The organism is Arenimonas caeni (assembly GCF_003024235.1).
Lineage (GTDB): Bacteria > Pseudomonadota > Gammaproteobacteria > Xanthomonadales > Xanthomonadaceae > Arenimonas > Arenimonas caeni.
In genome coordinates this window covers 1-26,260 of the sequence record NZ_KZ679090.1, presented here as the reverse complement: position 1 = coordinate 26,260, position 26,260 = coordinate 1, and the positions used below count along the sequence as shown (strand labels likewise).

Annotated in this window: 15 protein-coding genes; 5 read left to right on the top strand and 10 right to left on the bottom strand. The window is 71.3% G+C overall.

The annotated features are described in order from the left end of the window. Positions 1-17: 17 nt before the first annotated feature. Complete coding sequence (locus C6N40_RS08155; protein WP_106990526.1) at positions 18-1,595, bottom strand: amidohydrolase family protein; 1,578 nt, start codon at positions 1,593-1,595, stop codon at positions 18-20. Between C6N40_RS08155 and C6N40_RS08150 the strand changes: the two genes are divergently transcribed. Beyond that, complete coding sequence (locus C6N40_RS08150) at positions 1,594-2,211, top strand: DUF4124 domain-containing protein (protein ID WP_162782154.1); 618 nt, start codon at positions 1,594-1,596, stop codon at positions 2,209-2,211. The genes C6N40_RS08155 and C6N40_RS08150 overlap by 2 nt on opposite strands. A gap of 104 nt (positions 2,212-2,315) precedes the next feature. Here the strand turns inward: C6N40_RS08150 and C6N40_RS08145 are convergent, their stop codons facing one another. Then, the gene (locus C6N40_RS08145) at positions 2,316-3,092 is read right to left on the bottom strand and encodes an SDR family oxidoreductase (protein WP_106990525.1); all 777 of its coding nucleotides are present in this window, start codon (positions 3,090-3,092) and stop codon (positions 2,316-2,318) included. A 61-nt stretch (positions 3,093-3,153) separates the two neighbouring features. Between C6N40_RS08145 and C6N40_RS08140 the strand changes: the two genes are divergently transcribed. Then, positions 3,154-3,387 carry a hypothetical protein gene (locus tag C6N40_RS08140; RefSeq protein ID WP_106990524.1) on the top strand — a complete coding sequence of 78 codons (234 nt, stop codon included), beginning with the start codon at positions 3,154-3,156 and terminating at the stop codon, positions 3,385-3,387. Between the two features lie 53 nt (positions 3,388-3,440). Here C6N40_RS08140 and sppA read toward each other — a convergent pair whose 3' ends face one another. Together sppA and C6N40_RS08130 are read right to left on the bottom strand one after the other, a co-directional pair. Continuing rightward, positions 3,441-5,318 carry a signal peptide peptidase SppA gene (gene sppA / locus C6N40_RS08135; protein ID WP_106990523.1) on the bottom strand — a complete coding sequence of 626 codons (1,878 nt, stop codon included), beginning with the start codon at positions 5,316-5,318 and terminating at the stop codon, positions 3,441-3,443. Positions 5,319-5,379: 61 nt separating this feature from the next. Further along, a complete protein-coding gene (locus C6N40_RS08130; protein ID WP_106990522.1) occupies positions 5,380-6,738 on the bottom strand; it encodes an MATE family efflux transporter in 1,359 nt (452 codons plus the stop codon). Positions 6,739-6,794: 56 nt separating this feature from the next. On the opposite strand from C6N40_RS08130, the gene C6N40_RS08125 reads away from it, so the two are divergent. Beyond that, positions 6,795-8,012 (top strand): DUF3667 domain-containing protein, encoded by a 1,218-nt coding sequence (locus C6N40_RS08125; RefSeq protein WP_106990521.1) that lies wholly within the window; start codon positions 6,795-6,797, stop codon positions 8,010-8,012. A 49-nt stretch (positions 8,013-8,061) separates the two neighbouring features. Here the strand turns inward: C6N40_RS08125 and C6N40_RS08120 are convergent, their stop codons facing one another. Next, on the bottom strand, positions 8,062-9,546 hold the full coding sequence (locus C6N40_RS08120; RefSeq protein ID WP_106990520.1) for a DUF3106 domain-containing protein: 1,485 nt from the start codon (positions 9,544-9,546) through the stop codon (positions 8,062-8,064). A 442-nt stretch (positions 9,547-9,988) separates the two neighbouring features. On the opposite strand from C6N40_RS08120, the gene C6N40_RS08115 reads away from it, so the two are divergent. After that, positions 9,989-12,181, top strand: a complete 2,193-nt coding sequence (locus C6N40_RS08115; RefSeq protein ID WP_106990519.1) for a primosomal protein N' — start codon at positions 9,989-9,991, stop codon at positions 12,179-12,181. Positions 12,182-12,189: 8 nt separating this feature from the next. Here C6N40_RS08115 and C6N40_RS08110 read toward each other — a convergent pair whose 3' ends face one another. Beyond that, positions 12,190-13,746, bottom strand: coding sequence for a histidine kinase (locus tag C6N40_RS08110; protein ID WP_162782153.1), 1,557 nt, complete (start codon positions 13,744-13,746; stop codon positions 12,190-12,192). A 175-nt stretch (positions 13,747-13,921) separates the two neighbouring features. On the opposite strand from C6N40_RS08110, the gene C6N40_RS08105 reads away from it, so the two are divergent. Further along, entirely contained in the window at positions 13,922-14,542 is a 621-nt protein-coding gene (locus C6N40_RS08105) for a response regulator transcription factor (RefSeq protein WP_106990517.1), read from the top strand. A gap of 74 nt (positions 14,543-14,616) precedes the next feature. On the opposite strand, the gene rpoH is transcribed toward C6N40_RS08105, so the two are convergent. The 4 genes from rpoH to C6N40_RS08085 form a co-directional block, all read right to left on the bottom strand. Continuing rightward, a complete protein-coding gene (rpoH, locus tag C6N40_RS08100; RefSeq protein ID WP_106990516.1) occupies positions 14,617-15,492 on the bottom strand; it encodes an RNA polymerase sigma factor RpoH in 876 nt (291 codons plus the stop codon). 174 nt (positions 15,493-15,666) lie between these two features. Beyond that, complete coding sequence (locus C6N40_RS08095) at positions 15,667-19,374, bottom strand: DUF7507 domain-containing protein (protein WP_114683941.1); 3,708 nt, start codon at positions 19,372-19,374, stop codon at positions 15,667-15,669. A 35-nt stretch (positions 19,375-19,409) separates the two neighbouring features. Next, entirely contained in the window at positions 19,410-23,087 is a 3,678-nt protein-coding gene (locus C6N40_RS08090; RefSeq protein WP_205208574.1) for a hypothetical protein, read from the bottom strand. Then, positions 23,087-26,260: DUF7507 domain-containing protein (locus C6N40_RS08085; protein WP_114683940.1), on the bottom strand; the 3,174-nt coding region annotated here is incomplete at its 5' end. The genes C6N40_RS08090 and C6N40_RS08085, both read right to left, overlap by 1 nt.

Here is a 26,260-nt window from a genome sequence, read left to right as displayed (position 1 = left end):
GGTCCACCGGGCCGGGTTCAACGGCCCGGCTGCGGCAGGCGCTCGATGCCGCGCCGTGCCTTTTCCTCGGCCACGATGCGGCGCACGTCCTCGAGCAGGGCCGCGGCGTCGTAAACGATGCCGTCCTTGATCGTGTAGCGCACGCCGCCCACCCGCGCCGGCTCGCCGTCGGCGCCCAGGCGGATGTGGCCGGTGCCGTAGAGCACCTTGAGGTTGGCCAGCGGGTTTTCGCGCAGCACGACGAGGTCGGCCAGCTTGCCCGGCTCGATCGAACCGATGCGCCCATCCGCGCGCAGCGCCTCGGCGCCGCTGAGCGTGGCCGCGCGGACCACCTCGAGCGGGTGGAAGCCGGCCTCGCGCAGCATCTCCAGCTCCTCGATGGTGCCGAAACCGTAGGTCTTGTAGATGTAGCCCGAGTCGCTGCCGACGGTGACGCGGCCGCCGCGGTTCTTGTAGTCGTTGACGAAGGCCATCCAGCGCCGGTAGTTGTCCTTCCAGTCGGCCTCCTGCTCGCTGCCCCAGTCGAAGAAGAAGCTGCCGTGGTTGTGCCGGCTGGGCGTGAAAAAATCCCACAGCGCCGGGTGCGTGTACTCGTCGTGCCACTCGGCGGTGCGCGCACGCATCAGGTCGCGCGTGGCCTGGTAGATGGTGAAGGTCGGGTCGAGCGTGAAACCGAGCCCGAGCAGCTCGGCCATCACCGCCTCGTAGCGCGGGCTGCCCTTCTCCGACGCCTGCGCCCACAGCCGGCCGGCCTCGCCGAAACGGTGCTGCTCGTCCATGTAGTTGTAGTCGGCGGGGTAGTGCTGCACCACCTGGCCGTCGAACAGGGCCTCGGGCAGGCCGTACCAGTGCTCCATCGTGGTCAGGCCCCAGCGCGCGGTGGTGAGCGCGTTCACGCGCGCGACGTCGAGCTGGGCGTGGTGGCAGGCGCTGCCCATGCCCTGCTTCTTCAGCTCGTCGAACGCCGCCTCGAGGATGTCGGGGCGATAGCCGAAACACTTCACGCCCAGCGCGCCCCGGGCCTTCATCGAGCGCACCCACTGGCGGGCCTGCTCCGGCGAGGTGATCGGGCCGTCGTGGCCCATGCCGAAGAAGGCGTAGGGGAAGATGCGCGGCGCGGCGATCCGGTTGGCGGCGCTGCGCCGGGCCTCGGAGGTGCACCAGTCGATGCCGTTGCCGCAGCCCGGCTCGCGCACGCTGGTGATGCCGTGGGCGAGCCACAGCTTGTAGACGTATTCGGCGGTCACGCCCTGGTCGTCACCGCCGATGTGGCCGTGCATGTCGACGATGCCGGGCATGACGTAGTGGCCGGCGAGGTCGATCTCGCGGCCGCCGGCCGCCAGCACCGGCCGCCGGGCCGGATCGATCGGCGCATTGGCGCTGCCGACGATCTGCACGCGGGTGATGCGGTTGCCTTCGATGACGATGTCCACCGGGCCATGGGCCGGCGCGCCGGTACCGGTGATGACGGTGGCGCCGCGCAGGATCAGCTGCGGCCAGGGGCCCTCGCCTTCGTCGCGCTCCGGCGCGGGCGGGATGGCGGCCAGGGCCGGGGCGGCGACCAAGAACAGGGCCAGGCGGAGCAGTCTGAGCATGGGATTTCCCGGGCTGGAAGTGGCGGCGGCGCGGGCGGACAATGCCGGCATGCGCTGGTGGCCAAGCTTAGCCATTTTGCTCGCGTGCGTCGGCCCGGCCGGCGCGCAGCAGATCACCGTGTACCGCTGCACGGATGCACAGGGCCGGGTGTCGCTGCAGGATGCCCCCTGCCCCGCGGGCCAGACGCAGGAACGGCGCAACATGGTGCGCCCGCAGGACCCGCCGCCGCGCCCGGTGGCTCGCGAGACCGCACCGCCCGCGACCACGCCAGCCCCGGAACCGCCGCCGCCAATCGCCCTGCCCCGCCCGTCGCCACCGCCGCTCTACCAGTGCACGGCCTACGACGGGGCGACGCGCTACAGCGAGAACTACGACCCGAACCCGCGCTGCGTGCCGCTGGCGGTGCTCGGCTACGACGCGGGCGCCTGGGGCGCGATCTGCCGCTGGGTCGAGGACTCCTGCGTGCGGCTGGACGACATCGGCGCCTGCGAGGTCTTCGAGGACAAGCTCGAACAGGCCGAATCCGACGCCCTGCACGCCTTCAGCGACACCGCCGCCTACCGCAAGTCCGAAGTCCGCCGACTGCGCCAGATCGTCGATACCTCCTGCCGCTGAGTGGGCTTGGCTGGCCCCTCCGGCCGGGGGCTTGGTCGAGGGGCGCCGCAATCGGAAACAGGAGAAGCTTCGCGCCTGAAGGCGCTCCTACAGGGGACGTGGGGTCAGAAGCCGTAGCGGACGAAGCCACCGTCGACGGCGATGGTTTCGCCGGTGATGTAGCTGGCGGCGGGCAGGCAGAGGAAGGCGACGGCAGCGGCGACTTCCTCGGGCTCGCCGATGCGGCCCATCGGCGTGCGGTCGAGCACCTCGTCCAGGTAGTCCGGGTCGGCGAGCTTGCCCGAGGTGCGGCGCGTGCGGATGTACCAGGGCGCCACCGCGTTCACGCGCACGCCGTCCTCGGCCCATTCGCAGGCCAGGTTCTTGGTCAGCTGGTGCAGCGCCGCCTTGCTCATGCCGTAGGGCGAGCCGGTGCGCACGTGCGTGAGGCCCGAGACCGAGCCGACGTTGACGATGCTCGAGTTCGCGTGTTCGCTGAGCAGCGGGAAGGCGAAGCGGCTGAGTTCGAAGGCCGAGAACAGGTTGGTCTCGAAGATCGCGCGCCACTCCGCGTCGCCGTAGTCCATCGTCGGCTTGCTGGTGTTGGTGCCGGCGTTGTTGACCAGGATGTGCAGGCCCGTGCCCAGGTCCTCGACCCAGTCGAAGACCTCGCGGCGCTGCTCGCCGTCGGAGACGTCGGCGGCGAAGGCCAGCACCTCGGACTCGGGGAACTCGTCCTGCAGCTCTTCGCGCGTGGTGTCGAGCAGGTCCTGGTCGCGCGCCACGATCATCACGTCGGCGCCCAGGCCGAGCAGCTCGGCGGCGATCGCCCGGCCGATGCCCACGCTCGCGCCGGTCACCAGCGCCACCTGTCCGTCCAACCGCCAGCGGTTCGTGCCCATGGCCATCCTCCGGTCCACCCAGGCGTAGGATAACGGGCGCCACGCCATGGAGGACACTTCGATGAGGATCCCGATGCTCGCGCTCGCCTGCCTCGCGCTTGCCGCCTGCAGCAACCCGCCGCCGGTGCCGGAGGCCGACCCGCCCGAACCGCAGGCCGCCGCGGCCAGCGGCGGTGGCGACACCGCGCTGCGCCAGGCGATCGAAGAACCGCTGGACAAGGCCCGCGCCGTCGAGGACGCGCAGACCGAACGGGATGCCACCCGCGAACAGGCGCTCGAGGACGCCGGCGGCTGAAAGCAGGACGCCCGGGCCAGGCCCGGGCGTCCGTGGTCAGCCGTGCGTGCGGCTCAGAGGTCGCACAGGCAGTGCGCCACCGCGCGATAGGGCGTGCGGGCCTTGGCGTCGAGCCAGCGCAGCTCCTGCTCCAGCGTCTCGGCCGTGCTGCGGTCCAGGCCGAGCATCGACGGCGCCAGCAGGCGCACCACGCCTTCGTAGCGCGCCTGGCCGCCCATGTTCACGATGAACTGCTCGAAGGCAGTGAGCGGGCGCTCGATGTAGCGCACGCCGTACTTGCCCTCCTCCAGCTTCGCCAGCGCGGCGACGGCGTCGAGCGCGGCCGCGAAACCGCCCAGCTCGTCCACCAGCCCGCGCTCCTTGGCCTGCGCGCCGGACCAGACGCGGCCGCGCGCATGCACGTCGATCTGTTCGGGCGAACTCTCGCGCGCCTCGGCGACCTTGCCGATGAAGTCCGCGTAGCCCTTCTCGATCACCGACTGGATGATCACGCCGACCTTCGGGTCGAGCGGCCGGGTCGGGTCGAAGGCACCGGCGATCGGCGTGGTGCCGACGCCGTCGGTGCTGATGCCGAGCTTGTCGAGCACGCGCGGGCCGGTCATGAACAGGCCGAAGATGCCGATCGAACCGGTGATGGTGGACTCGTCGGCGTAGATGGCGTCGGCGTTCATCGAGATCCAGTAGCCGCCCGAGGCCGCCACGTTGCCCATCGACACCACCACCGGCTTGCCGGCGGCCTGGGTGAGCTCGACCTCGCGGCGGATCTGCTCGGACGGGAACACGCCGCCGCCGGGCGAATCGACGCGCAGCAGCACGGCCTTGACGTTCTCGTCCTCGCGGGCCTGGCGCAGCAGGGCCGAGGTGGACTCGCCGCCGACGGTGCCCGGCGGCTGCTGGCCGTAGGTGATCTCGCCTTGGGCCACCACCACCGCCACCTGCGGGCGCTTGTCGAGCGCGATGTTGGGCAGGCTCATGTGCGCCAGGTAGGTGCGCATGTCGACCTGGCGGAAGGTGTTTTCTTCCTCGTCCAGGGCGCCGCGCTCGATCAGCATCTGCTCGAGCTCGTGGCCGGTCCGGAGGCCGTCGACCAGCTTCTCCTCGAGCGCCAGCCGGCCCAGGTCGCCACCGGCGGCCTGCACGCGCTCGGGCAGTTCGTTGATCATCGCGTCGAGCGCGCCGCGCTCGATGCCGCGGGCGGCGGCGATGTCGTCGAGGAAGCGGTTCCAGATGTCGCCCATCCAGTACAGGTCGGCCTCGCGCGCCTCCGGCGAGGCGGCGTCGAGGATGTAGGGCTCGGCGGCCGACTTGTACTCGCCCACCTTGAACAGGTGCACGTCCACGCCGAGCTTGTCCTGCAGGCCCTCGCGGTAATACATGCGGTAGCGGCCCAGGCCCTCGAGGATCACCGCGCCCTGCGGGTCGATGTAGACCTCGTCGGCCTGCGCGGCCAGGTAATAGGCGCGCTGCTCCATGTCGGTGCCGTAGGCGACCACCTGCTTTCCGGCGGCGCGGAACTCGCGCAGCGCGGCGGCGACGTCGCGCAGGGCGGCGAAGCCGGCGGCCTGGAAGCCGTCGGTGACCAGCACGATGCGATCGATGCGCTTGTCGTCCTTTGCGGCTTCGATGGCGCGCAGGATGTCGCGCAGCTGCGTCTCGATGCGGCCCTGGCCCATGGCCTGGTTGAGCACGCGGTCGACCGGGTGCGCGCTGTACTGCTCGACCAGGGCGCCGTCGAGGCGGATGACCAGCGCGCTCTGCTCGGCCACCGGCTTGACCCCGGAGGACAGACCGATCAGCGCCAGGAAGAAGATCGGCACCAGCAGCAGCAGGCCGATGAAGACCAGGTTGAGCACCAGGCGCCGGGTGAAATTGACGACATTCCAGAGGCCGACGAAAAACCGCCGGATGGGACCGGCCTGCGACTGCGACATGGGGAAGCTCCGATGGATCCTGTCCACAGCATACCGGCCGGGGGTGAAGGCCGCATGGGCGTCAGGTAACGGACACCGCCGGCAGGGGGCGCCGCACCAGGCGCCAGAAGCGCCAGGCCAGCAGGCTGGCGGCGACCGAGAGGCCGAAGATCAGCCCGGTCCAGAGCCCCGGCGCGCCCTGTTCGCGGGCCAGGCCCAGCCAGGCGCCCAGCGGCAGGCCCACGCCCCAGTAAGCGAGCACGGTGATCACCATCGGCACGCGCGTGTCCTTGAGCCCGCGCAGCGCGCCGGCCGACAGCGCCTGCAGGCCGTCGGGGTACTGGAAGACCGCGGCGTAGGCCATCAGCAGGCTGGCCAGCGCGATCACGGCCGGGTCGGTGGTGAACAGCGCCGCAAGCCAGGCCGCGCCGGTCACGAGCAGCAGCGCGGAGGCGGTCTGGGCCAGCATGGCCAGCGCGTAGCCGGCACCGGCCGCCCAGCGCACCGCGGACAGGTCGCCGGCGCCGACGGCGTGGCCGACCCGCACCGTGGTGGCCATGGCCATGCCCAGCGGCACCATGAAGCACAGGCTGGCCATGAGGATGGCGATCTGGTGCGCGGCCATCTGGGTGGTGCCGAGCGTGCCGATCAGGAGCGCGGTGGCGACGAACAGGCTGCCCTCCATGAACACCGACACGCCCATCGGCAGGCCCAGCCGCAGCAGCGCGCGGATCGGCGGCCAGCGCGGGCCCTCGAAACGCGCGAACAGGGCCAGGTCGGCGAAACGCCGCGAGCGGCCGAGGTAGGTGGCCATCGCCGCCGCCTGGCACCACAGCACGATCGCCACGGCGTAACCCAGTCCGGCGGCGCCGAGCCCCGCGCCGAACATCAGCGCGTAACCCAGGGGCACCAGCAGGGCCAGGCCGAGGCCGCCGAAGACCATCGAGGGAACCGTCCAGGCCACGCCCTCGCTGAGGTTGCGCAGGCAGAAGAACAGCGCCAGGCCCGGCGCGCCCCAGCTGATCGCGCGCAGGAAGGCCACGGCCTCGGGCCGCGCCTCCGGGGTGATGCCCATCGGCCCCAGCGACAGGGCGCCGGCGCGCACGACGAACACCAGCGCCACGCCCAGCGCCAGCGCCAGCCACAGCGCCTGCCGGAACACCGGGCCGATCTCGGCGCGGCGGCCGGCGCCGTTGAGCTGGGACACGGTCGGCGGCACCGCCATCAGCACGCCGATGCTCACCAGGATCACCACCGACCAGATCGCGCTGCCCACGCCCACCGCCGCCAGGGTCACCGGGCCATGCCGGCCGGCGAGCACGGTGTCGACGATGTTCATGCCCATCGAGGAGACCTGGCTCAGGACCAGCGGCAGGGCCAGCACGAAGCTGACCCGCATTTCCCGCAGCAGGCGGGCGGTGCGGCTTTCGGAGCGGCTCATGGCGTCGCGGGCGTGAAGGGCCGGCTATATTAGCCCCTGCCACGCAGGAGCCCGTGATGAGCGAGACCGCCGCCCCGTCCGCCGAGCCGGCCGAACTGGCCGCCGAGCCACGCCGCTGCCAGAACTGCGAAGAAGTGCTGCTGGGCGAGCACTGCTATGCCTGCGGCCAGCCGACCAAGGGGCTGGTGCGGCACTTCGGTTCGATCGTCGGCGACTTCATGGACTCCGTGTTCGAGCTCGACTCGCGCATCCTGCGCACGCTCGGCCCGCTGATGTTCCGCCCCGGATTCCTGAGCATCGAGTACTTCGCCGGCCGGCGCGTGCGCTACGTCAGCCCGGTGCGGCTGTTCGTGTTCCTGAGCCTGTTCGCGTTCTTCGCCGCGCAGCTGAGCTTCGACTTCGAGGACGCCGCCGACGGCGGGCCGTCGGTGGAGGTGGACACGCCCGAAGGTCGCGAACTGCGCAACACCGAGGGCATCCGCCGGGCCACCAGCGTCGAGGAAGTCGGGCGCCTGCGCGACGAGGCGATCGCGGCGCTGCGCGAGGCCCGGAACGAAACCAGCGACATCCCCGCGGTCGATTTCGGGGTCGGCATCGGGCTGGACGTCGCCGAGAAAAGCATCGAGGCCGAGGCCAGGCGGCGGATCCGCGAGATCGAGGCGGCGAAGGCCGGCGGCTACGAGCCGGAGGTGCCGCCCGAGATGCCGCGCGACGGCTCGATGAGTTTCAACGGCCGGCCCTGGCACCCGGTGGACAACCCGCTGCAGGTCGGCTGGCTGGGCGAGGCGGGCAATGCCTGGCTCAACAGGCAGGCCGGCAAGGCCAACGAGAACGCCAAGCGCATCAACCGCGACCCCAACTTGCTCAAGGACGCCTTCCTCTCGACGGTGCCGACCTCGCTGTTCGTGCTGCTGCCGCTGTTCGCCGTGTTCCTGAAGGTGATGTACGTGTTCAGGCGGCGCCTTTACATGGAACACCTGATCGTCGCCCTGCACAGCCACAGCTTCCTGTGCTTCGCGCTGCTGGTGGTGCTGCTGCTCGACCTGCTGGCGGGCTGGACCGCCGCCCTGCCCTGGCTGTCGCGGCCGATCGGCTGGGTCGAGGTGGCGATGATCGTCTGGATGCCGGTCTACCTGCTGGTGATGCAGAAGCGGGTGTACGGCCAGGGCTGGATCATGACCCTGTTCAAGTACTGCGTGCTGGGCGCCGCCTACCTGCTCCTGATCACCATCGGCGCAAGCCTGAACCTGATGATCAGCCTGGTGAACATGTGAGCGCGGTGGCCTGCGAAGTGACGCGGCGCGCGCCCGGGGAACGGCCCGGCTACTGAGCCAGGCGTTCGCGCACCAGCGCTTCGCGCTGGCCGGGCGCGGCCTCGAGCAGCTCCCGGCGCAACTTCTCGCGTTCGTCGGCCGGCAGCCGGCGCGCCAGCATCGCCAGGTCGTCGCGCGCCGGGGGCGGCAGCGCCCGCAGCATCGCCAGCAGGGGCTCGCGCTCGGCGCCGGGCACGTAGGCGAACAGCGGCTGCACCGGCGAGAACCACTCGCCCAGCGCCGGGCCCAGCCACCAGGGCTGGCGCTGGTCGACGGGCAGCGCTTCGAACCGCGCACGCCACTCGCCGCGCGCCGCCTCGTCCAGGGCGCGCCAGGCGGCGTCGCTGGCGGCGACCCGGGCCTGTTCTTCCGGCGACAGCGCGGCCCAGGCCGCCAGCGCGCCACGCCGGCTGGCGCGTTCGGCCGGCGGCAGCGCGTCCCAGGCGTCCAGGCGCGCGCGCAGCGCCGCGCGCCCGGCATCGTCCAGCGCCAGCCAGTGGCGCGCCTGGCCCAGCAACTGGCGGCGCGTGGCGGGCTCCAGGCCCGGCCAATTGCCCGCCACCGGCACCAGCAGGGGGCGTTCGGCGCCGGCGAGATCCTGGAACAGCGGAACGTCGTCGACGGCGGCGGCCGGGAGCGGGGCCGGCGCGGGCGGCGCATCGGGCACCGGCGCCAGGCTTGCCTCGGCCGCCAGCCAGCTCAGGAAAGGCAGCTCGCCGGCCAGGGCGGCGGCTTCCGGCACCGCCAGCGCGGCGTAGTCGGGATGGATGATGCGATCGGCATCGGCGTCCGCGGGATCCGCCGGGGCCTGCGCGCCCGGCGATTCTGCCGGCAGGTCCTGCACCGCGCCGGGCAGCAGCGCCGGCTGCGGCTTCCACCAGGTGGCGGCGAAGGCCAGCCCCAGCGCCACCAGCGCGGCCCAGGCCAGGCGACGCGGCCAGGGCGAGGCGGGCGGGACGGGTGCAGCTTCCGGGGCCGGCTCGCCCGCCAGCGCGCGGGCGCGGATCGTGGCCAGCTCCGCCACGCGCTCCTCGCCCAGGGTCTTGACCTGGCGGTGCAGGCGTTCGCGCAGCCGCCCCAGCGCCGCGTAGCTCACCTCGGCGTCCGCCAGCTGCTGCAGCGCACGCTGCAGGGCGAAACGGTAGGTCGGTTCGGCCACGCCCAGCACCTTGGCCGCGTGCGGGTAGTCGAGCCCGCCCACCAGCCGCAGCAGCAGGGCCGCGCGCGGGCCGCTGCCCAGCCGGGCGAGCTCGGGCGCGCCGCCCTCGCCGCCGGACAGTTCGGTCTGGGCCAGCAGCAGCGACCAGAAGCTGGCCGGCCAGGCCGACAGCGGGGTGCCGCCGGAAATCGGCACGAAGGCCCGCATGGCATGTTCCACGGCCGCCAGCGCCCGCCCCGGCTCGCCGCACTGCAGGTCGGCGAAGACGAAGGCGCGCCGCTCGATGCCGCGCAGGAAGGCGGCCAGGGCCGAAGAAGGGGTAGGAGAAGGGCGCATCTGGGCTGCAGGAATCACCCCCCATTCTAGCCAGCACTCGCCTTGCGCAAGCGCTTGACTTTCACCCGACAGGCGCTCAAGCCAAGCCCGGCGCGGCTTCTGGCGTGGAACGTTGTGCACAGCGGCAGGACCGCGGCGTGATGGCGTGTCTTCACGCCAGCCGGCGGCCCTGGCGCCGCCCGGCAAGCAAGAGAAGTGATTGATTTATATGGAATATGACGATGTGGTTAAAAAATCGCCAACCCGGCCGGGGGGCCTTAGGGATGGGGGGTGCGCAGGTCTGGCCGCAGCCCCTTCCACAGACTTATCCACATCTCATGTGGATAAGGGGTTTTCGTTTTTGTGAACAGTGGCTTACCCAAGCTTTGTGATGCAATCGGCAGGTATGCAGCGCAAGTCTGTCCACAGCCCGGCCGCGGCGGACGCAGGCTAGACTCCGCCGATGGATTTCCGCCCCGTTCCGGTGCTGCACGTGGCCCTGCCGGTGCCGCTGCCGCGCGACTTCGACTACCTGCCGCCCGCCGGCGCCCTGCCGGGCCCGGACTGGGTGGGCTGCCGGGTGCGCGTGCCCTTCGGCCGGGGCGACGGCGAGCAGGTCGGCGTGGTGGTCGGCGTGGGTGAGTCCGGCGCCGACCCGGCCTCGCTCAAGCCGGTGCTCGCCCGCCTCGACGCGCAGCCCTTGCTGCAGGGCGAACTGCTCGAATCCCTGCGCTGGACCGCCGGCTACTACCACGCGCCCCTGGGCGAGGTCCTGGCCACCGCCCTGCCCGGCCTGCTGCGCGCCGGCCAGCCGGTCCCGGACACCCGCCGCGCCGGCTGGCGCGCCACGCCGGCCGGTCGCGACGCGGCGGCGGCGCCCGGCCGCAAGGGCCGGCCGCGCGAGCTGCTGCAACTGCTTTGCGAACAAGACCTGGCCGAAGACGAACTCGACACCCGCCTGCCCGGCTGGCGACCGGCGGCCCGCAGCCTCGCCGAGCGCGGCCTGGCCGGGCCAACCACGCTCGAGCCGGCCGCGGCGCCCCTCGCCAGGTCGGAAGCACCGACGCTGACGCCGGCGCAGGCCGAGGCCGTCGCGGCCCTGCGCGGATCCAGCGGCTTCCAGCCGGTGCTGCTCGAGGGCGTCACCGGAAGCGGCAAGACCGAGGTCTACCTGCAGGCCATCGCCGACTGCCTGGCCGCCGGCCGCCAGGCCCTGGTGCTGGTGCCCGAGATCGGGCTGACGCCGCAGGCACTGGGCCGCTTCCGGGCGCGCCTGGGCGTGCCGGTGGCCGCCTTCCATTCCGGCCTGTCCGACGGCGAGCGCGCCCGCGCCTGGGTCGACCTGGCCGAGGGTCGCGCCGGCGTACTGGTCGGCACGCGTTCGGCCGTGTTCTGCCCGATGGCCCGCCCCGGCCTGCTGGTGGTCGACGAAGAGCACGACGGCTCCTACAAGCAGCAGGACGGCGTGCGCTACCACGCCCGCGACCTCGCCCTGGTGCGGGCCAGCAAGCTCGGCATCCCGGTGATCCTGGGCAGCGCCACGCCCTCGCTCGAGTCGCTGCACAACGCGCTCTCGGGCCGCTACCTGCACCTGCGCCTGGGCCAGCGCGCCGGTGGCGCGTCACCGCCGCGCGTGCGCGTGCTGGACGTGCGCAAGCGGCCCCTGGCCGATGGCCTGTCGGGCGAACTGCTTGATGCGGTGGCGGCCTGCCTGGCGCGTGGCGAACAGGCGCTCGTGTTCAAGAACCGGCGCGGTTACGCACCGGTGCTGATCTGCCACGACTGCGGCTGGAGCGCGCACTGCCGGCGCTGCGACGCCGCGATGACGGTGCACGCCGGCGGACGCCGGCTCATCTGCCACCACTGCGGCGCGCGCGCCACGCCACCCGATGCCTGCCCCGACTGCGCCAGCCTGGCGCTGCAGCCCCAGGGCGCCGGCACCGAACGGCTTGAAAAGGCCCTGGCCGCGCGCTTCCCCGGCGCCACCCTGGTGCGCGTGGACCGCGAGACCACCCGCCGGCGTGATGCGCTCGGCCAGCACCTGGCATCGCTGGGCGACGGCCCGGGCATCCTGGTCGGCACCCAGATCCTGGCCAAGGGCCACGACCTGCCACGGCTCACGCTGGTGGCGGTGGTGGGCGTGGACGAAGGCCTGTTCAGCGCCGACTTTCGTGCCGGCGAGAAGCTGGCGCAACTGCTGATCCAGGTCGCCGGCCGCGCCGGCCGTTCGACGCTGCCGGGCGAGGTCGTCCTGCAGACGCACCACCCCGACCACCCGCTGCTGGGCACCCTGCTGCACGGCGGCTACCCCGCGGTGGCGGCGCTGGCGCTGGCCGAACGCGAGGCCGCGGGCTTCCCGCCCTATGCCTACCTGGCGCTGCTGCGCGCGGAGGCCGGCACCGAAGCGGCCGTGCAGGCCTTCCTGCAGGAAGCGCACGCGGCTTTCCCGGCGCGCGAGGGCGTGCGCGCCAACGCGCCGATGCCCGCGCCGATGGCCCGCCGCGCTGGCCGCGCGCGCGGCCAGCTGCTGCTCGACGCCAGCCAGCGGCCGCCGCTGCACGCGGCCCTGCGCGAATGGCTGCCGCTGCTGCGCGCGATGCGTTCGGCGCGCAAGGTGCGCTGGTCGCTGGACGTGGACCCCACCGACCTCTACTGAGCGCCGCCTCAGCGGCCGGTCAGGGGCGCGTCGTCGTCCTGGCGCACCAGCAGGTGCAGGCGCAGGCCGGGCGAGAGCTGGTGCAGGTGCAGCGCGCCGTTGAGCGCGAGCACGCGGTCGCGCATGCCGGTCAGGCCGTTGCCCGCCAGTATCCGGTCCAGCCGGCCGATGCCGTCGTCACGGATGTCGAGGAACACCCAAAGCGCGTTCCGGCGCCGGCTGATGCGCAGCTTCAGGCGCGCCCGGCGCGCTCCGGCGTGGCGGACGATGTTGGTCACCGCCTCCTGCGCCATCCGGTAGACCGCCGTGGCATGGGTGGCATCGAGTTGCGCCAGCAGCCGGGCATCGCCTTCCAGGCGCACGTCCAGGTCCAGGCCTGCGTCCTGGGCCAGGCGCCGGACGGAGCCGCGGTCGACCGCGCCGAACAGGCCCAGCTGCTCCAGTCCCGCCGGCCGCAGGTCGGCCAGCACCCGGCTGATGTTGCGCTGCATGTTGCGGGTGGTTTCCAGCAGCAGGTCGGCCATGCCGAGCCGGCCGGCGGAGGCCAGGTGCGGCGCGGCGAGCTTGAGGTGGGTCTGCAGCGCGGCGAGGTTCTGGCCGAATTCGTCGTGCAGTTCGCGCGCCAGCCGGCGCCGCTCGCTTTCCTCGAGCTGCAGGTTGCGCAGCGCGGCATCCTGCAGTTCGTCCAGCAGCAGGTGCTCCTGGCGGCGCGCCCGCGCCAGGTCGGCCGCCTGCCGGCGGAAGTCGTCCACCGATGCGCCGAACAGCAGCACCATCGCGCCGACCACCGCCACGTAGCCCTGCATCACGATCGGGCTCAGGCGCGGCTGGCCCAGTCCCTGCTCCAGCGCCACCAGCGCACTGAGCATCAGCACCGCCAGCACGCCGCCACGCCAGCCCTGCCAGAGCGTGAAGACGGCAATCGCGGCAATGGTGAACAGGCGGATGAGTTCGGCGAACTCCGAACCCGGGAAAGCCAGGCTAAGCCACAGCGCCAGGCCGGTGACGGGCACCATCACGAGCACCGCGCGCGCCAGCACGGCGTGGCCGCGCGGTTCCTGCGCAGGCGCCGTCAACCACATCGCCAGCGGCACCGGCAACAGCACCCCGATGAACTCGCACAACAGGTGGCGGATGCCCACGTTGCCCAGCGCCGAGGCTTCGCCAGGGCCGCCGAAGGGGACACCCGAGAGGTTCAGGCCTGCGGTCTGGCCATCACCGGCATGGCCGGCCACCAGCAGCGCCAGTTCGATGAAAGTGGTCGCCACCGCCACCACCAGCGCCGCCAAGTGCACGCTTCCGACCCTCGCCAGCGTCGGCGGCTGGCCCGGCAGCACGCCCCAGGCCTTGAGCAGCCAGGCGCCGGCCGCCACCACCAGGGGTTCGAAGAACGCCGCCACCGGCGCGCCGTGCGGCTGCGTGACCATCGCCGCCACCAGCAGCCAGGGCCACCAGCGCGGGTGAAGGCACCAAAGCGTGACGAACAGCAAGCCGGTGCCGAGATTCCAGTGATAGAAAGACGCCAGCCCGGCCAGCCACAATCCGGCCCAGGCCAACCCGGACAAAAACAACCCCGCCAACACATAGCGCCCTGGCGCCTGCGTGGCGGATTCCAGCCGCCGCAGCGGCTTGTACAAGGAATGCCGGATCGTCATCGGCGGCTAGCTTAGCCGCGCGCGTGGCCTGCGGCTGGGAATTTTTCTCGTCGCCCCGCGCGACAGCTTTGCGAGACTGGTGGCCATGCCCCGCATCCTGCTCATCGATGACCACGCCATGGTGCGCGAGGGCTTTCGCCGCCTCCTCGAGGAAACCGATGGCTTCGAGGTCGTCGCCGAGGCCGGGACGCCCGGCGAGGCACTCGCGGCCGCGCGCGCGCATGCGCCCGACCTGGCGCTGGTCGACCTGAGCCTGGGCGCCGAGAGCAGCGGCCTGGTGCTGCTGCTGCAGCTGCACGAGTCCTTCCCGAAGATGCGCTGCGTGGTGCTGAGCATGCACGACGACCCGGCCCTGGTGCTGCGCGCGCTCGAACGCGGCGCCCAGGGCTTCTTCACCAAGGCCGTCGCCGCCGAGGAGCTGCTCGAGGGCCTGCGCCGGATCATGCAGGGTGAGCGCGTGCTCAGCTCCGACCTGGCGCCGCCCAATTCACACGGCCCCGCCGCCGCGCTCACCCAGCGCGAGCGCGAAACCCTGCGCGGCCTGCTCTCGGGCTTGCCGCCGAAGGTAGTGGCGGCGGCGCTGGGCATCAGCGACAAGACGCTCTACCGGCACCGCGCCAACCTGATGGAAAAACTCGGCGCCCGGCATCCGGGTGAACTGGCCCAGATCGCCCGCGAGCGCGGCCTGCTGGTCGACCCCGACTGAGGCCCGGCCGGCGCGCGGCGCACAAAAAAAGGCCCCGCCTGGGCGGGGCCTTCCTGTTCCGGGTGCCACGCGGCTCAGGCCGCGAACAGCGCCCGCATCTTCTTGAGCGCGTTGGCCTCGATCTGGCGGATGCGCTCGGCGGACACGCCGTATTCGTCGGCCAGCTCCTGCAGCGTGGCCTTGGGCTCGCCCAGGAAGCGGCGCTTGAGGATGTCGCGCGAACGCTGGTCGAGGCCGGCCAGACCCTCGCGCAGCAGGTCGAGCTGGTCTTCCTCGTGCGAGGCGTTCTCGTAGGCCAGCGCCGGGTCGTCGGCGTGGTCGCGCAGGTAGGCCACCGGCGAGGGCGGCGCGTTGTCGTCGGAATCGTCGGGCGCGTCGAAGCCGATGTCGCGGCCGGACAGGCGCGACTCCATCTCCAGCACTTCGCGCTCGGAGACGTTGAGGTCCTTGGCCACCGCGCGCACTTCCTCGGCGTTCATCCAGCCCAGGCGCTTCTTGGACTTGCGCAGGTTGAAGAACAGCTTGCGCTGCGCCTTGGTGGTGGCCACCTTGACGATGCGCCAGTTGCGCAGGATGAACTCGTGCATCTCGGCACGCACCCAGTGCACGGCGAAGGACACCAGGCGCACGCCCTGGTCGGGGTCGAAGCGCTTGACCGCCTTCATCAGGCCGATGTTGCCTTCCTGGATCAGGTCGCCCATGCCCAGGCCGTAGCCCTGGTAACCGCGGGCCACGTGCACGACGAAACGCAGGTGCGACATGACCAGCGCCTTGGCGGCGTCCAGGTCTTCTTCGTCGCGGTAGCGGCGGGCCAGCGCCTGTTCGTCCTCGACGCTGAGCACCGGCACGCGGTTCACCGCGGTGATGTAGGCGTCCAGGGAACCCAGCGCGCTGGGAACCGGCAGGTTGTTGGCGATCAGGGCCGTCGTGGTCATTCGATCCTCGTTCATGGGTACGGAGTCTAGCACTCGGGCATTTCGAGTGCTAAAGGGGCACAAAGTTCCCTGTCCGTTCCATGAATGGAACGACGGCTCCCCTCCGCCTCGTCCCTATCTGGTGCTGCCGCGGGCGGTTTCAAGCCCCCGTGGAATCAATGGCCTGCATTGATTCCACGAGGCCGAGCCTCAGGGGACCTGGCAGTCGAAACTGAAGGAAACCGTATTGGCCGGGGCGCTGGTACCCAGGGTCCCGAGGGTGACGCCGCCGACCAGGCCGCCCACCGTCAGGGCCCCACCGGGGCAGGCCGCACCGGAACAGGTCACCGGATTGCCGGCCGGGCAGGTGAGCTGGCCGCTGGGGCTGTCGTGGACCACCGCCCCCGTGACGGCCACGCCGCCGGTATTGGTCACCGTGACCACGTAGGTCACCGTTTCCCCGGACATCACGCCGACCTGGTTGTTGGTCTTGGTGACCTGCAGGTCGGCCGTCAGCGGGATCGGATCGACTGCACAGCCGAACTGCGGTTGGCCGTTCATCACGCAGTTGGCGGCCGACGCGGCCGTCGGCGCGGTCGAGTTCTGCGGATCGCCGCCGCCGCCGACCTGGGCGCGGTTGACCGCCGGCGCGACGATGCCCGCCTGCACCTGCACCGGGAAGGAAATGGTGCGGGTGGCGCCAGCGGCGAGCGCCGTGTTCGAGGTGCAGGTGACGACCTGCCCCGCGTTGCTGCAGCTCGAGTTGGGCGCGGTGAAGGGACCGACGAAGCTCAGGCCGGCCGGCAGCACGTCGACCACCGTGATGGTGCCGCTGGTGGCGGTGCCGCCTTCGTTGCGCACGACCAGGCTGACCGGAAAGGTGTCGCCCGGAGCGCGGTTCTGCGGATCCGGGTGCGACTTCGACAGCCGGACCTGGGCGCCCGCCTGGGCCGTGTTGAGGTCGATGGCGCAGCCCAGCGGCGTGTTGTTGGCGGTGCAGGCCGTGACCGTGGCATTGTCCAGCGCTGCAGGCAGGTCGGTGTCGCCGCCGCCGCCGATGCGGCCGCGGTTGATGTATTGGACGCCGCTGGTCGCCGCGCCGACGTTGGCCACCAGGCTGAACTGGCTGAGGCCGCCGGCCGGGATGACCGTGGCCGATTGGCAGGACACCACCGTTGCCGATACCCGGGTGCAGGTCCAGGCCGCCGCGTTCGGACCCGCCTTGACCAGGGTCGCCGGCCAGTTCATCGGCGTCGGCAGCACGTCCCGGAACTCGATCGTGCCGACGGAGTCGGCCGCGCCGACATTGCGCACCACGAACTGATAGGTCGTGCTGCCATTGATGGACATGAACACCGCGCCATCGTCCTTCTCAAGGCGCAGTTCGATGTTCAGCGCCGCATTCGTGTCGGAAGCGCAGCCATTGGAGGGATCGCTGAAGGTGGTCGCCGGCGGCGTCGGGGCCGGGCACGCCTGGGCGTCGGCGACGCTCGGCAGCGCGGGCTTGCCCGGATCGCCGCCCCCGCCGACGCGGGCGCGGTTGGTCAGGGAACTGGCCGCGGATGCCGATACCTGCGCCGGCAGGCTGATGGTCGCGGTCGCACCCGCCGCCAGCGCGGTGGCACGCGTGCAGTCGATGCTGTTGCTGCCCGCGGTCCAGGTGCACGAGAAACCCCCGCTGGTGAAGGGCGAGGCACCGGTATAGGTCACGCCGGCAGGCAGGACGTCGCGCACGCCGATCGGGCCGGAGGTGGCCAGGCTGCCGATGTTGCTGACCACCAGCTGGTAGGTGCTCGATCCGCCGAGCACGACTTCGTCGCTGCCGTCGGATTTGGTCAGCGTCAGCAGCGGTGCCTGCACGGTGTCGGCGTCGGCCGCGCAGCCCGCGGGCGTGTTGTTGCCGGTACAGGCACTGGTGCTGGCCGGGGTCGGGGTCGGCTGGTCCTGGTCGCCACCGCCACCCACGCGGGCACGGTTGATGAGGCTGCTGCCGTCGGCGCTCGCCACGGTGGCCGTGAAACTGAAAACGCTGTTGGCGGCCGGCGCGATCGCCGTGCCCGAGGTGCAGGTGATGACGTTGGCGGCCGCGCTGCAGGCCCAGTCCGCGGCCTGGGCCCCGCCCAGGACGAGTGCGCCATCGGGCACGGAGATGCCCGCGGGCAGCACGTCCACGACGGTGACCGTTCCCGAGGTCGTGGCCTGGCCGACGTTGGACACCGTCAGCGCGTAGGTGGTCGGGCCATTGGATGGCGTGCTCGTGCCGTTGGTCTTGGCCAGGCGCAGGTCCGGGAAGCACTGGGCGCCCGGCACCACGCCGGGCACGTTCGGCGACTGGAAGGCGGCCAGGCCGCCATTGAGACCGAAGGCGCCGTAGCTGTCGGTGGTGCCGTTGGTCGTGTAGCCGGGGCGACCCCCGGCCAGGTTCGTCGAGAGCGACATGGCCGCAGGCGCGAACGCGATGAAACCGCCACCGCCGCCGCCGCCGGGGCCATGGCGGTTGGCTTCGCCGGTCTGGTTGCCAGCCCAGGCGTTGCCGCCGTCGCCACCAGCGACGTTCACCGTGGCACTGCCGCCTTCCAGGGTCTGCAGCACGACCGCGCCGCCGCCGCCGCCACCGCCGGCGGCGTCGTTGAGCACGTTGTAGGCGTGGGCGCCGCGGGCATCGATGATGCCGCTGCCGGTGACCTGCCGGGCCCGGAGGATCACCAGGCCACCGCCGGCGCCACCGGCCGAACAGTTCGCGCCGACGCTGTTGGCGCAGCTGATGCCCGAATTGGCATAGGTGGCGCTGTCGGCGGTGTTGTTGTTGGTGCCGCCCGAACCCCCACCGCCGCCCAGGAACACGCGGTTGAACTCGAGCGTGCCGGAATACCCGGCACCGCCGCGGCCACCGGTATCGTTGAGCGGCGCGTTCCACGGCCGGCCGCCCAGGCCGCCCGCGGCATAGTTGGCACCGCCGCCGCCGCCGGCATTGCGCGAGTTGCTGAATGCCGCAGGCGAACCTTCGGTGCCGCCACCGCCGGCATTGCCCGGCGCACCGCGGGCGCGGTCGCCCTGTGGATAGCCGGTACTGCCGGCATCGAGCACCAGCAGGTTGGCGCTGGTCACCGCCGCGCCGTAATTGTTGGTCTTGATCGCCAGGAATCGCGGTGTGCCGGCGATGCCTTCACCCTTGCCGCCGTGCGTGGTGGAGGAAAAAACACCGGTGTCCTGGGCGCGCCAGTCGACGTCGGTGCCCGGGCCCGAGCCGCCGATGCCGGCCGCGCCGCGAAAACCCCGGCCCGCCACGAACACCGCGCGACCGGCCTGGCCCTCGACGGTGGCCGAGCCCAGGGTGATGGTGCCGGCGGCATCGACGACGACCACGCCGCCGGTTTCCGTCGAGGCGCCGTCCCTGCCCCAGGGCGGCGCGGTGACGCCGTTGAGCGTGACGTTGCCGAACTGCGGAACGCGGACGATCTGGTAGCGCCGCTGGCCGGCACCCGCGGTGGCATTGGCGTTGACGTAGGAATATGTCAGTGCGGGCGAAAACGTGACGTTGCCGCCGGCGACGGCATCGGCGCGCACGAATTCGTAGCGGCCGGTGCCACCGATGCCGGTGGTGCCCGAACCCGTGCCGGACCCGGCGCCATAGAGACTGCTGTTGCTGGTGTTGACCGACGCGTCCTGCATCTGGATGAGCATCAGGACGTCGCCCACCGCCACCGTGGTGCTGGCGCCGCGGGTGTCGCGGTTGCCCAGGGCAAGCACCGTGGAGCCCGCGGCCAGGGTGCCGGACGTGCCCGTGTAATAGGTGTTGACGATGCCCGCGGCCGTGCCTGCCGGGTTGCTGCCGGGGTTGCCGCAGACCAGGGCCTGCGCCGCGGCCACGGAGGGCAGCAGCAGGCAGGCGAACAGGAGCCAGGCGGTCGGCGCCATTCGGGAGTTAACGACGGGCATGGTGGATCCTCGCATCAGTAGCTGCCCACCAGGTTCAGGAAGAACCCGCGGTGGTCGTAGTCGAAATCGGTAAGGTCGTCGCTGAAGTCGGTGAAGTTCCAGCCTACGCCGATCCGGAAATGGTCGCCGATGTCGCGATCGATGCCGACCAGGAAACCCTGCCGGTCACCGCCCTGGGTGACGCCGAGCCAGCGGTACTCTGCCAGGGCATGCCAGCGGTCGGCGAAGCCGTAGCGAAGCTGGCCCGCGGCGAAGGTCGCGGCGGCATCGGTCCAGGTGCCGGCCAGGCGGCCCATGCGGACCTCGCCTTCACGGCGCATCAGCTTGCTGGCAAGCTGCCAGCGCTCGTCCGGGCTGAAAATACCTTCCATCGACGCCACCTGCGTGCGCTGATCGTAAAACGCCACCGCATCGCCCACCTGGGGGAGGGCCGAGACGTCGTACAGCCAGGTGTATTTGCCCAGCAGCGCGTAACGGGTGCTGTCCCAGGGACGCCAGGCGAAACCAACATTGCCTTCGATGAAGCGCGCACCGGCCTGCGCCTGCAGGCTGTCCTCGGTTTCGGACCAGTTGAGCCGGGCCGCGATGCGCAGACTTTCATTGACCTTGTGCAGCAGCCGGTTGGTGCTGACCCACTGCTCGCGCTGCTCCGCGCCCTGGTCCTCGCGCCACTCCAGCTTGCTCTGCCACTGCGTCAGGTTGGAGGTGCGGCCACCGGAAACGCTGACCGCGCGCCGCTCGACGAGCCCGGAGGAGGTTTCCAGGTCGGCATCCTGCAGCGTGAAGCCCAGGTTCCAGCCTTCGCCGACGAAGAAGTCCATGCCGAAGGTGTGCGCCAGCCCGGCCTGCCCCGGCGCCTTGAGGTACTGGCTTTCGTTGAAGACGTTGACCTGGCTGTTCAGGCGCCAGCGCTGGCCGAGCGTCCAGCCGGTGTTGGCCGACGGGTTGAACAGCGGGTCGTAGGCGGACTGGTCGGTACTGTAGGTGTAGCCGCCGTAGAAGCTGTGTTCGGCGCTGATGCGGTACTCACCGTCCACGCGCAGCGCGTCGCCGCGGTCGCCGGTGGTCAGCTCCGCGCCCACGGTCGAGAGGTTGCCGAACTGGTACTGGGCGCCGACGGTGAGCGCGTCGTTCTCCTGGTAGGCGCCGCCGTCGTCGTCAACCGTGACCTGGGCAATGCCGTAGAGGTCCAGCGAGGTACCCAGGCGATGCTTGTACTGGAACGCCGCCAGCGTCCCGACGGCATCGCCGCCCAGCCGCTGCTCGTCCACGCGCCGCAGTTCACCCGACAGCGTGCGGTCTTGCGACAGGCGCCATTCCGCGGTCAGCTGCGCCTGGCCAAGCGACTCGGCACCGCGCTCGGCCTGGCTCGCCTTGGCGTAGACGCCGACATCGGGGCCGAGCTCGCCGCGCACCTCCGCGCCGTATTCCAGGACATCCTGGCCGGCGTCGAAGCGTGCGACGGAAAAGCCACCTTCGACCTCCCGCCACCAGGCGCCCGCGCTCCAGTCGCGCTGGGTCCAGCCCAGCTCGCGGAAGTTCGCCCGGGCCTCGACCGCACGCGCCTCGCCCGAACGGGCGCCGAGGCCGGAGTTGAGCTCGGTGAAGCTCAGGCCGCCGTTGTCGGAGAAGAATACCGGCGCGCTGGTCGCTTCGGTCTTCGTGTGTTCCAGGCGCAGGTAGGTGCCGCGGCCTGCCTTCAGGGTCAGGTCGGCGCCACGCAGCGAGTAGTCGTCGCCTGCGCGGTTTTCTTCCACCCAGGTCGCCCCCAGGCCGACGTGGTCGCCGAACCAGTGCCGGCCACGGAAACCCGCGGCCACCTCGTCGGCGTCGAAACCGCCGCCAGGCACGTACTCATAGTCGGCCATCAGCACCTGCAGCCAACCGTCGAGCGGCGTGTCGCGGGTCAGGGTCGGCACGCGCTCGCGGGTGATCTGCGCCAGCGGTCGCGTCAGCAGCACCCGCCCCTGGAATTCATCGATCTCGTAGTCCACGCCGCGCTGCAGGACGACGCTGCCCTCCACGCGCCCGGTGGTGGTGTCGCGAATCTCCAGCGTGAGGACTTCCGAGCCCGGCAATACGTCGGTGTGGCGCAGGTAATAGAGGCTGCCGCCGGTGCCGACGAACTCGCTGTGGCCCGCCACGGTCTGGGCCTCGGACGCGAAGGCGCGCAGTTCGCTGCCGGCGTCGCCATGGGACGTTGCACGCCGGCTGCGCCAGTCCAGCGCCGCGCCATAGAGCGAGCGCTGGTACTGGCCGTATTCGGTGCCGGTGAAGCCGGTGCCGAAGTTGCCCCACAGGGCCTGGTTGCGGTCCCAGTCCACGCGCACGTAGAGGCGGCCCTGGCTGTCGACGTCGCGATAGGTGGTCGAATCATCGCCGTACACCGGGTAATAGGTGTCGGGATCGAGCCGCCGGAAGATGTCCTGCGGATCCGCGTCCCAGAAGCCGTCGAAGAGCTCGGACACTTCCCGTTCGCTGGTGTCGGCTTGCGCGGTCACCAGATAGCGCCCCTTGATCTTGCCCTTGAGGTAGAACGCCAAGCGGCCTTCCAGCAGGAAGCCGTCGTCGAAGCGCTCGTCGCCGGCCAGCGGTTCGATCGAACCACTGGTGTCGCCGCTGGAGACGGTCAGGTCCGCGATGGCGACGGCGAACATGTAGCGGCCGGTCACGTCGACATCGAGCGTGTGTTCGATGGGCGCGCGATCCCGGCCCGCCAGGGACAGGCCGAACCGGTGCCGGCCGACCGGCATCAGGTATTCGGCCGCGAGCTTGCGTTCCAGGTCGACCGGGTGCGGCTGGCCGTTGATCTCGAGTGTGTAGCCCTCGGGGATGTTCCGGCCGTGGATGCGGATGCGCGAGCCATGGATGGCGATGTTCTGCTGGCGCAGGGCATTGCCGGCGAAGGCGGACTGCACCAGCGCCAGGTCCTGCGCCTCGTCGGCGCCCAGGCGGATGCCGCGGGTCTTTTCGGTGCCGTCCAGGTTCCGGGACAGGCCTCGCTCCGCTTCTTCAGGGCGCACCAGTTGCAGGCGCTGCGGGAAGGTCTCATCGACGCTGCCTTCGGCATCGCGGACGCGCACGATGTACTGCAGCTCGTCGCCTTCGCGGGCCACGGCGCCGGCCGGCAGCGTGCCATCCCATTCGGCGTGGGCAACGGCAGCCACGTCCAGCGGGATCCGCGCCAGGGGTTCGACCAGGTCGGTGTCCTTGCCCGCGAAGATGATGATTTCGGCCTCGCTGATGAACGAGGCGTAGTTGCCTTGCACGTAGAAGCGGACCGGCTTGGTGATCCGGCCATCCGCGAAGGCCACCAGGCTGGGCGCGCTGGCATTGAGCACCGGCTGGCCGAGGTTGGGGTCTTCGGTGGCCCAGACCACGCCACCGTCGGGCAGCTGGACCGTCCACTTGCCCACCGCGGACACGCGCCCTCCCTGCTCGGACTCGATGGTCACCCGGCGGTCGGACGCCAGGCCATCGCCGCTGCCGGTCGCGGCGGGTTCACGTTCGCCACGGGTGCGCACGCGCACCAGCACCTCGCCGTCGCTGGTGCAGCCCGCTGCGCCGCACTCGACGTCACCGATGGACTTCGTGCCGGCGCTGTCGTCGCCCGGTTGGGCGAGCAGGGGGAAGGCCGCCGTGCCGAGCACGGCGATCAGGGTGCAGTCCAGGATCTTCATCTTCAGGCGCATCACTCGCCCCCCTCGGTGTTGCGGACGGAGGCATCCGGGTCTTGGCTGATGTCCACGCGCAGTCGTTGGCGCAGTTCGGGTGACAGTCGGGTCGCGAGTGCGTCGAACACCGCAAGCGCGCGACGCAGGCCCAGGGCCATGTTGGCCTGGTCGGAACCGCGCCGGTCGGCGTGGCCAACGATGCCCACCGCCAGTGCGCCCTCGGCCTCGGCCGCGCGCCGTTCGATATCGGCGGCCACAGCGTCGAGCAGGGCGCCGTAGCGCGGGGCGACCTCCGCTTTGCCGGTGTCGAAGAGCACGGTACCCAGTACCGGCGAAGCGCCGATGCGAGCCACGCTGCTTGCCGGATCGGTCGGGTCGGTGCGCAGGCTGACGGTGATCCCGCCCAGCCCCTCGGGCATCGCGGCCTCGAGGGCCCGCTGCACGGCACGGGCGCGTTCGAAGCCCAGGGCTTCGGCACCGCCCTCGGCGGTGATCACGAGCTCCCCGGCGCCGCGTCCCTGCAGCTGCCCGACGATCCCGTCGAGCACGGGCCCATGTCCTTCACGAAGCTCGGCGCTGCCGGGCGGGAACATCACGCTGCCCAGCTCGATTTCCATGACCTGTTCGGGCGCGGCGATCCGGCCACCCGGCAGGGTGAAGCCGAAATCGAAGCGCGTTGGAATGCCCTGGGTGACACGCTGCACCAGCGGATTGCGGGTCGTCGCCACGCTGCCGGGCGGCAGGGTCGCGGTGTCCACCTTGAGGATGAGGTTGCGGCCGCGCTCCCACGGACCGCCAGCCACGCCGACCAGGTGGTAGCGACCATGCGGGTCGGTCTCGACCAGCAGGCCTTCCACCGAGGCGATGCGCACGCCCGGGATGCCGCGCTCCTGGATGCCGGCGTTCGACACCACGTAATCCACGCGGTAACCGCCGGCCTCGCGGGAGACGCGCCGCTCCACCTGGGGTATGGCCGCGCTGGCGCCGGACGCTTCGCCTTCCAGGCGGGTGGCGCCAGCCGCGTCCATGCGCAGGGTCAGGCCCTGATCGTTGCTGAGCACCAAGTCGTCGGTGAAACGCGGCTCGGCCAACAGCTGGGAAACCACCAGCTGCCGCGCCGAAGCCGGATCGGCTTCGGACTGGCGCCCTTCGATATCGCCCAGGTCCAGGCCACGCAGCAGCGGCGCGCTGGCGTCGGCCACCGGTTCGGACGTGTCGTTGCTCTGGATCCGGGTCGAGCCGGCGACATAGGCCGTCGCGTCGAAGCCGCCCTGCAGGCGCAGGCCGGTCAGCGCGGCCACGTCCTGGCGGCCGTCGCCATCGCGGTCGTCGAAGACCGTGCCGATCACCAGCGATTCGTCCATCAGCGGGTCACCGGCCAGGCGTACCTGTGCGGTGGCGACGTTGGACTGGCCGTTGGCGCTGGTCAGCACCGCCGAGTTGACGTGCATGCCCGGGCGGACGCCGGCACCGACGCGCAGCAGGTAGCTGATCGTGGCGGTCTGGCCGGGCGCGACGTCGATGCGGTCGACCCGGATCGGGAAGGTTCCCACCAGGCGACCGGCGCCGTCGCCGTCGGCGACCGCCAGGGAGTCCTGGACGTAGCTGAAGCCGGCAGGCGGCGTATCCACCAGCAGTCCATCCACCAGCGGAGCATCGCCCGCGTTTTCGACCACGATTTGGTAGCGCACCAGGTCGCCGGCCCGCACTTCGGTGGGCTGGGCGGACTTGCTCATGCGGATCACGGTCTGGTCGGCCTGCACTTCCACGACCGCCGCGGCATTGCCGGTGACCGTGACCGTCTGGCTGCCCGAGTTCGTGGTGCCGCTGGCGATCACGGCGTTTTCCAGCGGGACGCCGGCGTTGGCCTCGGCGGCGGTGATCGTGTGCGTGTAGCTGGTGCACGTCGCCACTTCGCCGGGAGCCAGCGTGGTCGGCGCGCAGTCCAGCAGCACCGGCGCGCCGCCCTGGAAGCTGTCCTCGACCGTCAGGCCGCTGATGGTCAGGTTGCCGGTGTTGGTGACGGTGACCGAATAGGTGATCACGTCCCCGGCTTCGCCGCGGCCCTGGGTGCCTTCATCGGTGGTCAGTTCAGCCAGCTTCTCGACGGCGATGCCCGGACGCTGCTCGATATCGATGGTGACGGTGGCCGTGCAGCCGTCCGCCGGCGGTTCGCCCGCCAGGCAGACTTCGCGCGAGCTGGCCCTGGCCGTGTTGGCCAGCGCCCCGGCTTCGACGTCGCCCATGGCCACGACGTAGCTTCCTTCGAGCACGCAGGTGTCGCCGACCAGCACCACCGGGCAGGTGATGCTGTCCGGCACCAGCATGGCGTCGTCGATGCGCACGTCGGTGAGCGGCGTTTCACCGGTGTTGGTGACCGTGACGGTGTAGAGCAGGGTGTCCCCGGCGCTGACGCGGCCATCGCCGTCGGCGTCCGTGGCCAGCACGGGTTCGGGCTTGGTCGTGGTCATGCCCGGCACGCCGGGCGGCACGGACGACACCGGGGTGATGACGGTGTTCGAAACGACCGGCGCCGGGAGCTCGTCCGCGGTGGCGCTGGCGGTGTTCACCACTTCCCCCGCCTGTGCTTCGTCCAGGCGGACCACGTGCGTGCCCTCGAGCACGCAGGTGCCGGCCACCGGGACGGAGGCGCAGGTCGCGCTGGCCGGGGTGAGCTGCGGATCGTTGACGACCACGTTGCTCAGCGCCACGTCACCGGTATTGGTCAGCGTGACGGTGTAGCTGAGCGTGTCGCCTTCGGTGATGTCACCCGAGCCGTCGGCATCGGTAGTCAGCGTGGCGTTGGACTTCACCAGCGTCAGCGCAGGCACCTGGACCACGGGCGTGGTGACGGTGTTCGAGTCGGTCGGGCCCGGCACTTCCGTGCTGGTGGCACTGGCGGTGTTGACCACCTCGCCGGCCTGGGCCTCCGCAGCGGAAACCACGTGCGTGCCGGAAAGCACGCAGGTGCCACCGACCGCGACGCTGGCGCAGGTCGTGCTGGCCGGGGTCAGCTGGGCGTCGTTGATGACCACGTTGGTCAGCGCGACGTCGCCGGTGTTGGTCAGCGTGACGGTGTAGCTGAGCGTGTCGCCTTCGGTGATGTCACCCGAGCCGTCGGCATCGGTCACCAGGCTCGCCGGCGACTTTTCCAACGTGAGTGCCGGCACCTGGATGACCGGCGTCGTGAC

Excerpts from the sequence above, each read along its gene's own strand:
- C6N40_RS08140 (WP_106990524.1), top strand. The coding sequence starts at position 3,154 with ATGAGGATCCCGATGCTCGCGCTCGCCTGCCTCGCGCTTGCCGCCTGC.
- C6N40_RS08145 (WP_106990525.1), bottom strand. The coding sequence starts at position 3,092 with ATGGGCACGAACCGCTGGCGGTTGGACGGACAGGTGGCGCTGGTGACC.
- C6N40_RS08150 (WP_162782154.1), top strand. The coding sequence starts at position 1,594 with ATGGGATTTCCCGGGCTGGAAGTGGCGGCGGCGCGGGCGGACAATGCC.
- C6N40_RS08125 (WP_106990521.1), top strand. The coding sequence starts at position 6,795 with ATGAGCGAGACCGCCGCCCCGTCCGCCGAGCCGGCCGAACTGGCCGCC.
- C6N40_RS08090 (WP_205208574.1), bottom strand. The coding sequence starts at position 23,087 with ATGCGCCTGAAGATGAAGATCCTGGACTGCACCCTGATCGCCGTGCTC.
- C6N40_RS08095 (WP_114683941.1), bottom strand. The coding sequence starts at position 19,374 with ATGGCGCCGACCGCCTGGCTCCTGTTCGCCTGCCTGCTGCTGCCCTCC.
- C6N40_RS08105 (WP_106990517.1), top strand. The coding sequence starts at position 13,922 with ATGCCCCGCATCCTGCTCATCGATGACCACGCCATGGTGCGCGAGGGC.
- C6N40_RS08120 (WP_106990520.1), bottom strand. The coding sequence starts at position 9,546 with ATGCGCCCTTCTCCTACCCCTTCTTCGGCCCTGGCCGCCTTCCTGCGC.
- rpoH (WP_106990516.1), bottom strand. The coding sequence starts at position 15,492 with ATGAACGAGGATCGAATGACCACGACGGCCCTGATCGCCAACAACCTG.
- sppA (WP_106990523.1), bottom strand. The coding sequence starts at position 5,318 with ATGTCGCAGTCGCAGGCCGGTCCCATCCGGCGGTTTTTCGTCGGCCTC.
- C6N40_RS08130 (WP_106990522.1), bottom strand. The coding sequence starts at position 6,738 with ATGAGCCGCTCCGAAAGCCGCACCGCCCGCCTGCTGCGGGAAATGCGG.
- C6N40_RS08155 (WP_106990526.1), bottom strand. The coding sequence starts at position 1,595 with ATGCTCAGACTGCTCCGCCTGGCCCTGTTCTTGGTCGCCGCCCCGGCC.
- C6N40_RS08115 (WP_106990519.1), top strand. The coding sequence starts at position 9,989 with ATGGATTTCCGCCCCGTTCCGGTGCTGCACGTGGCCCTGCCGGTGCCG.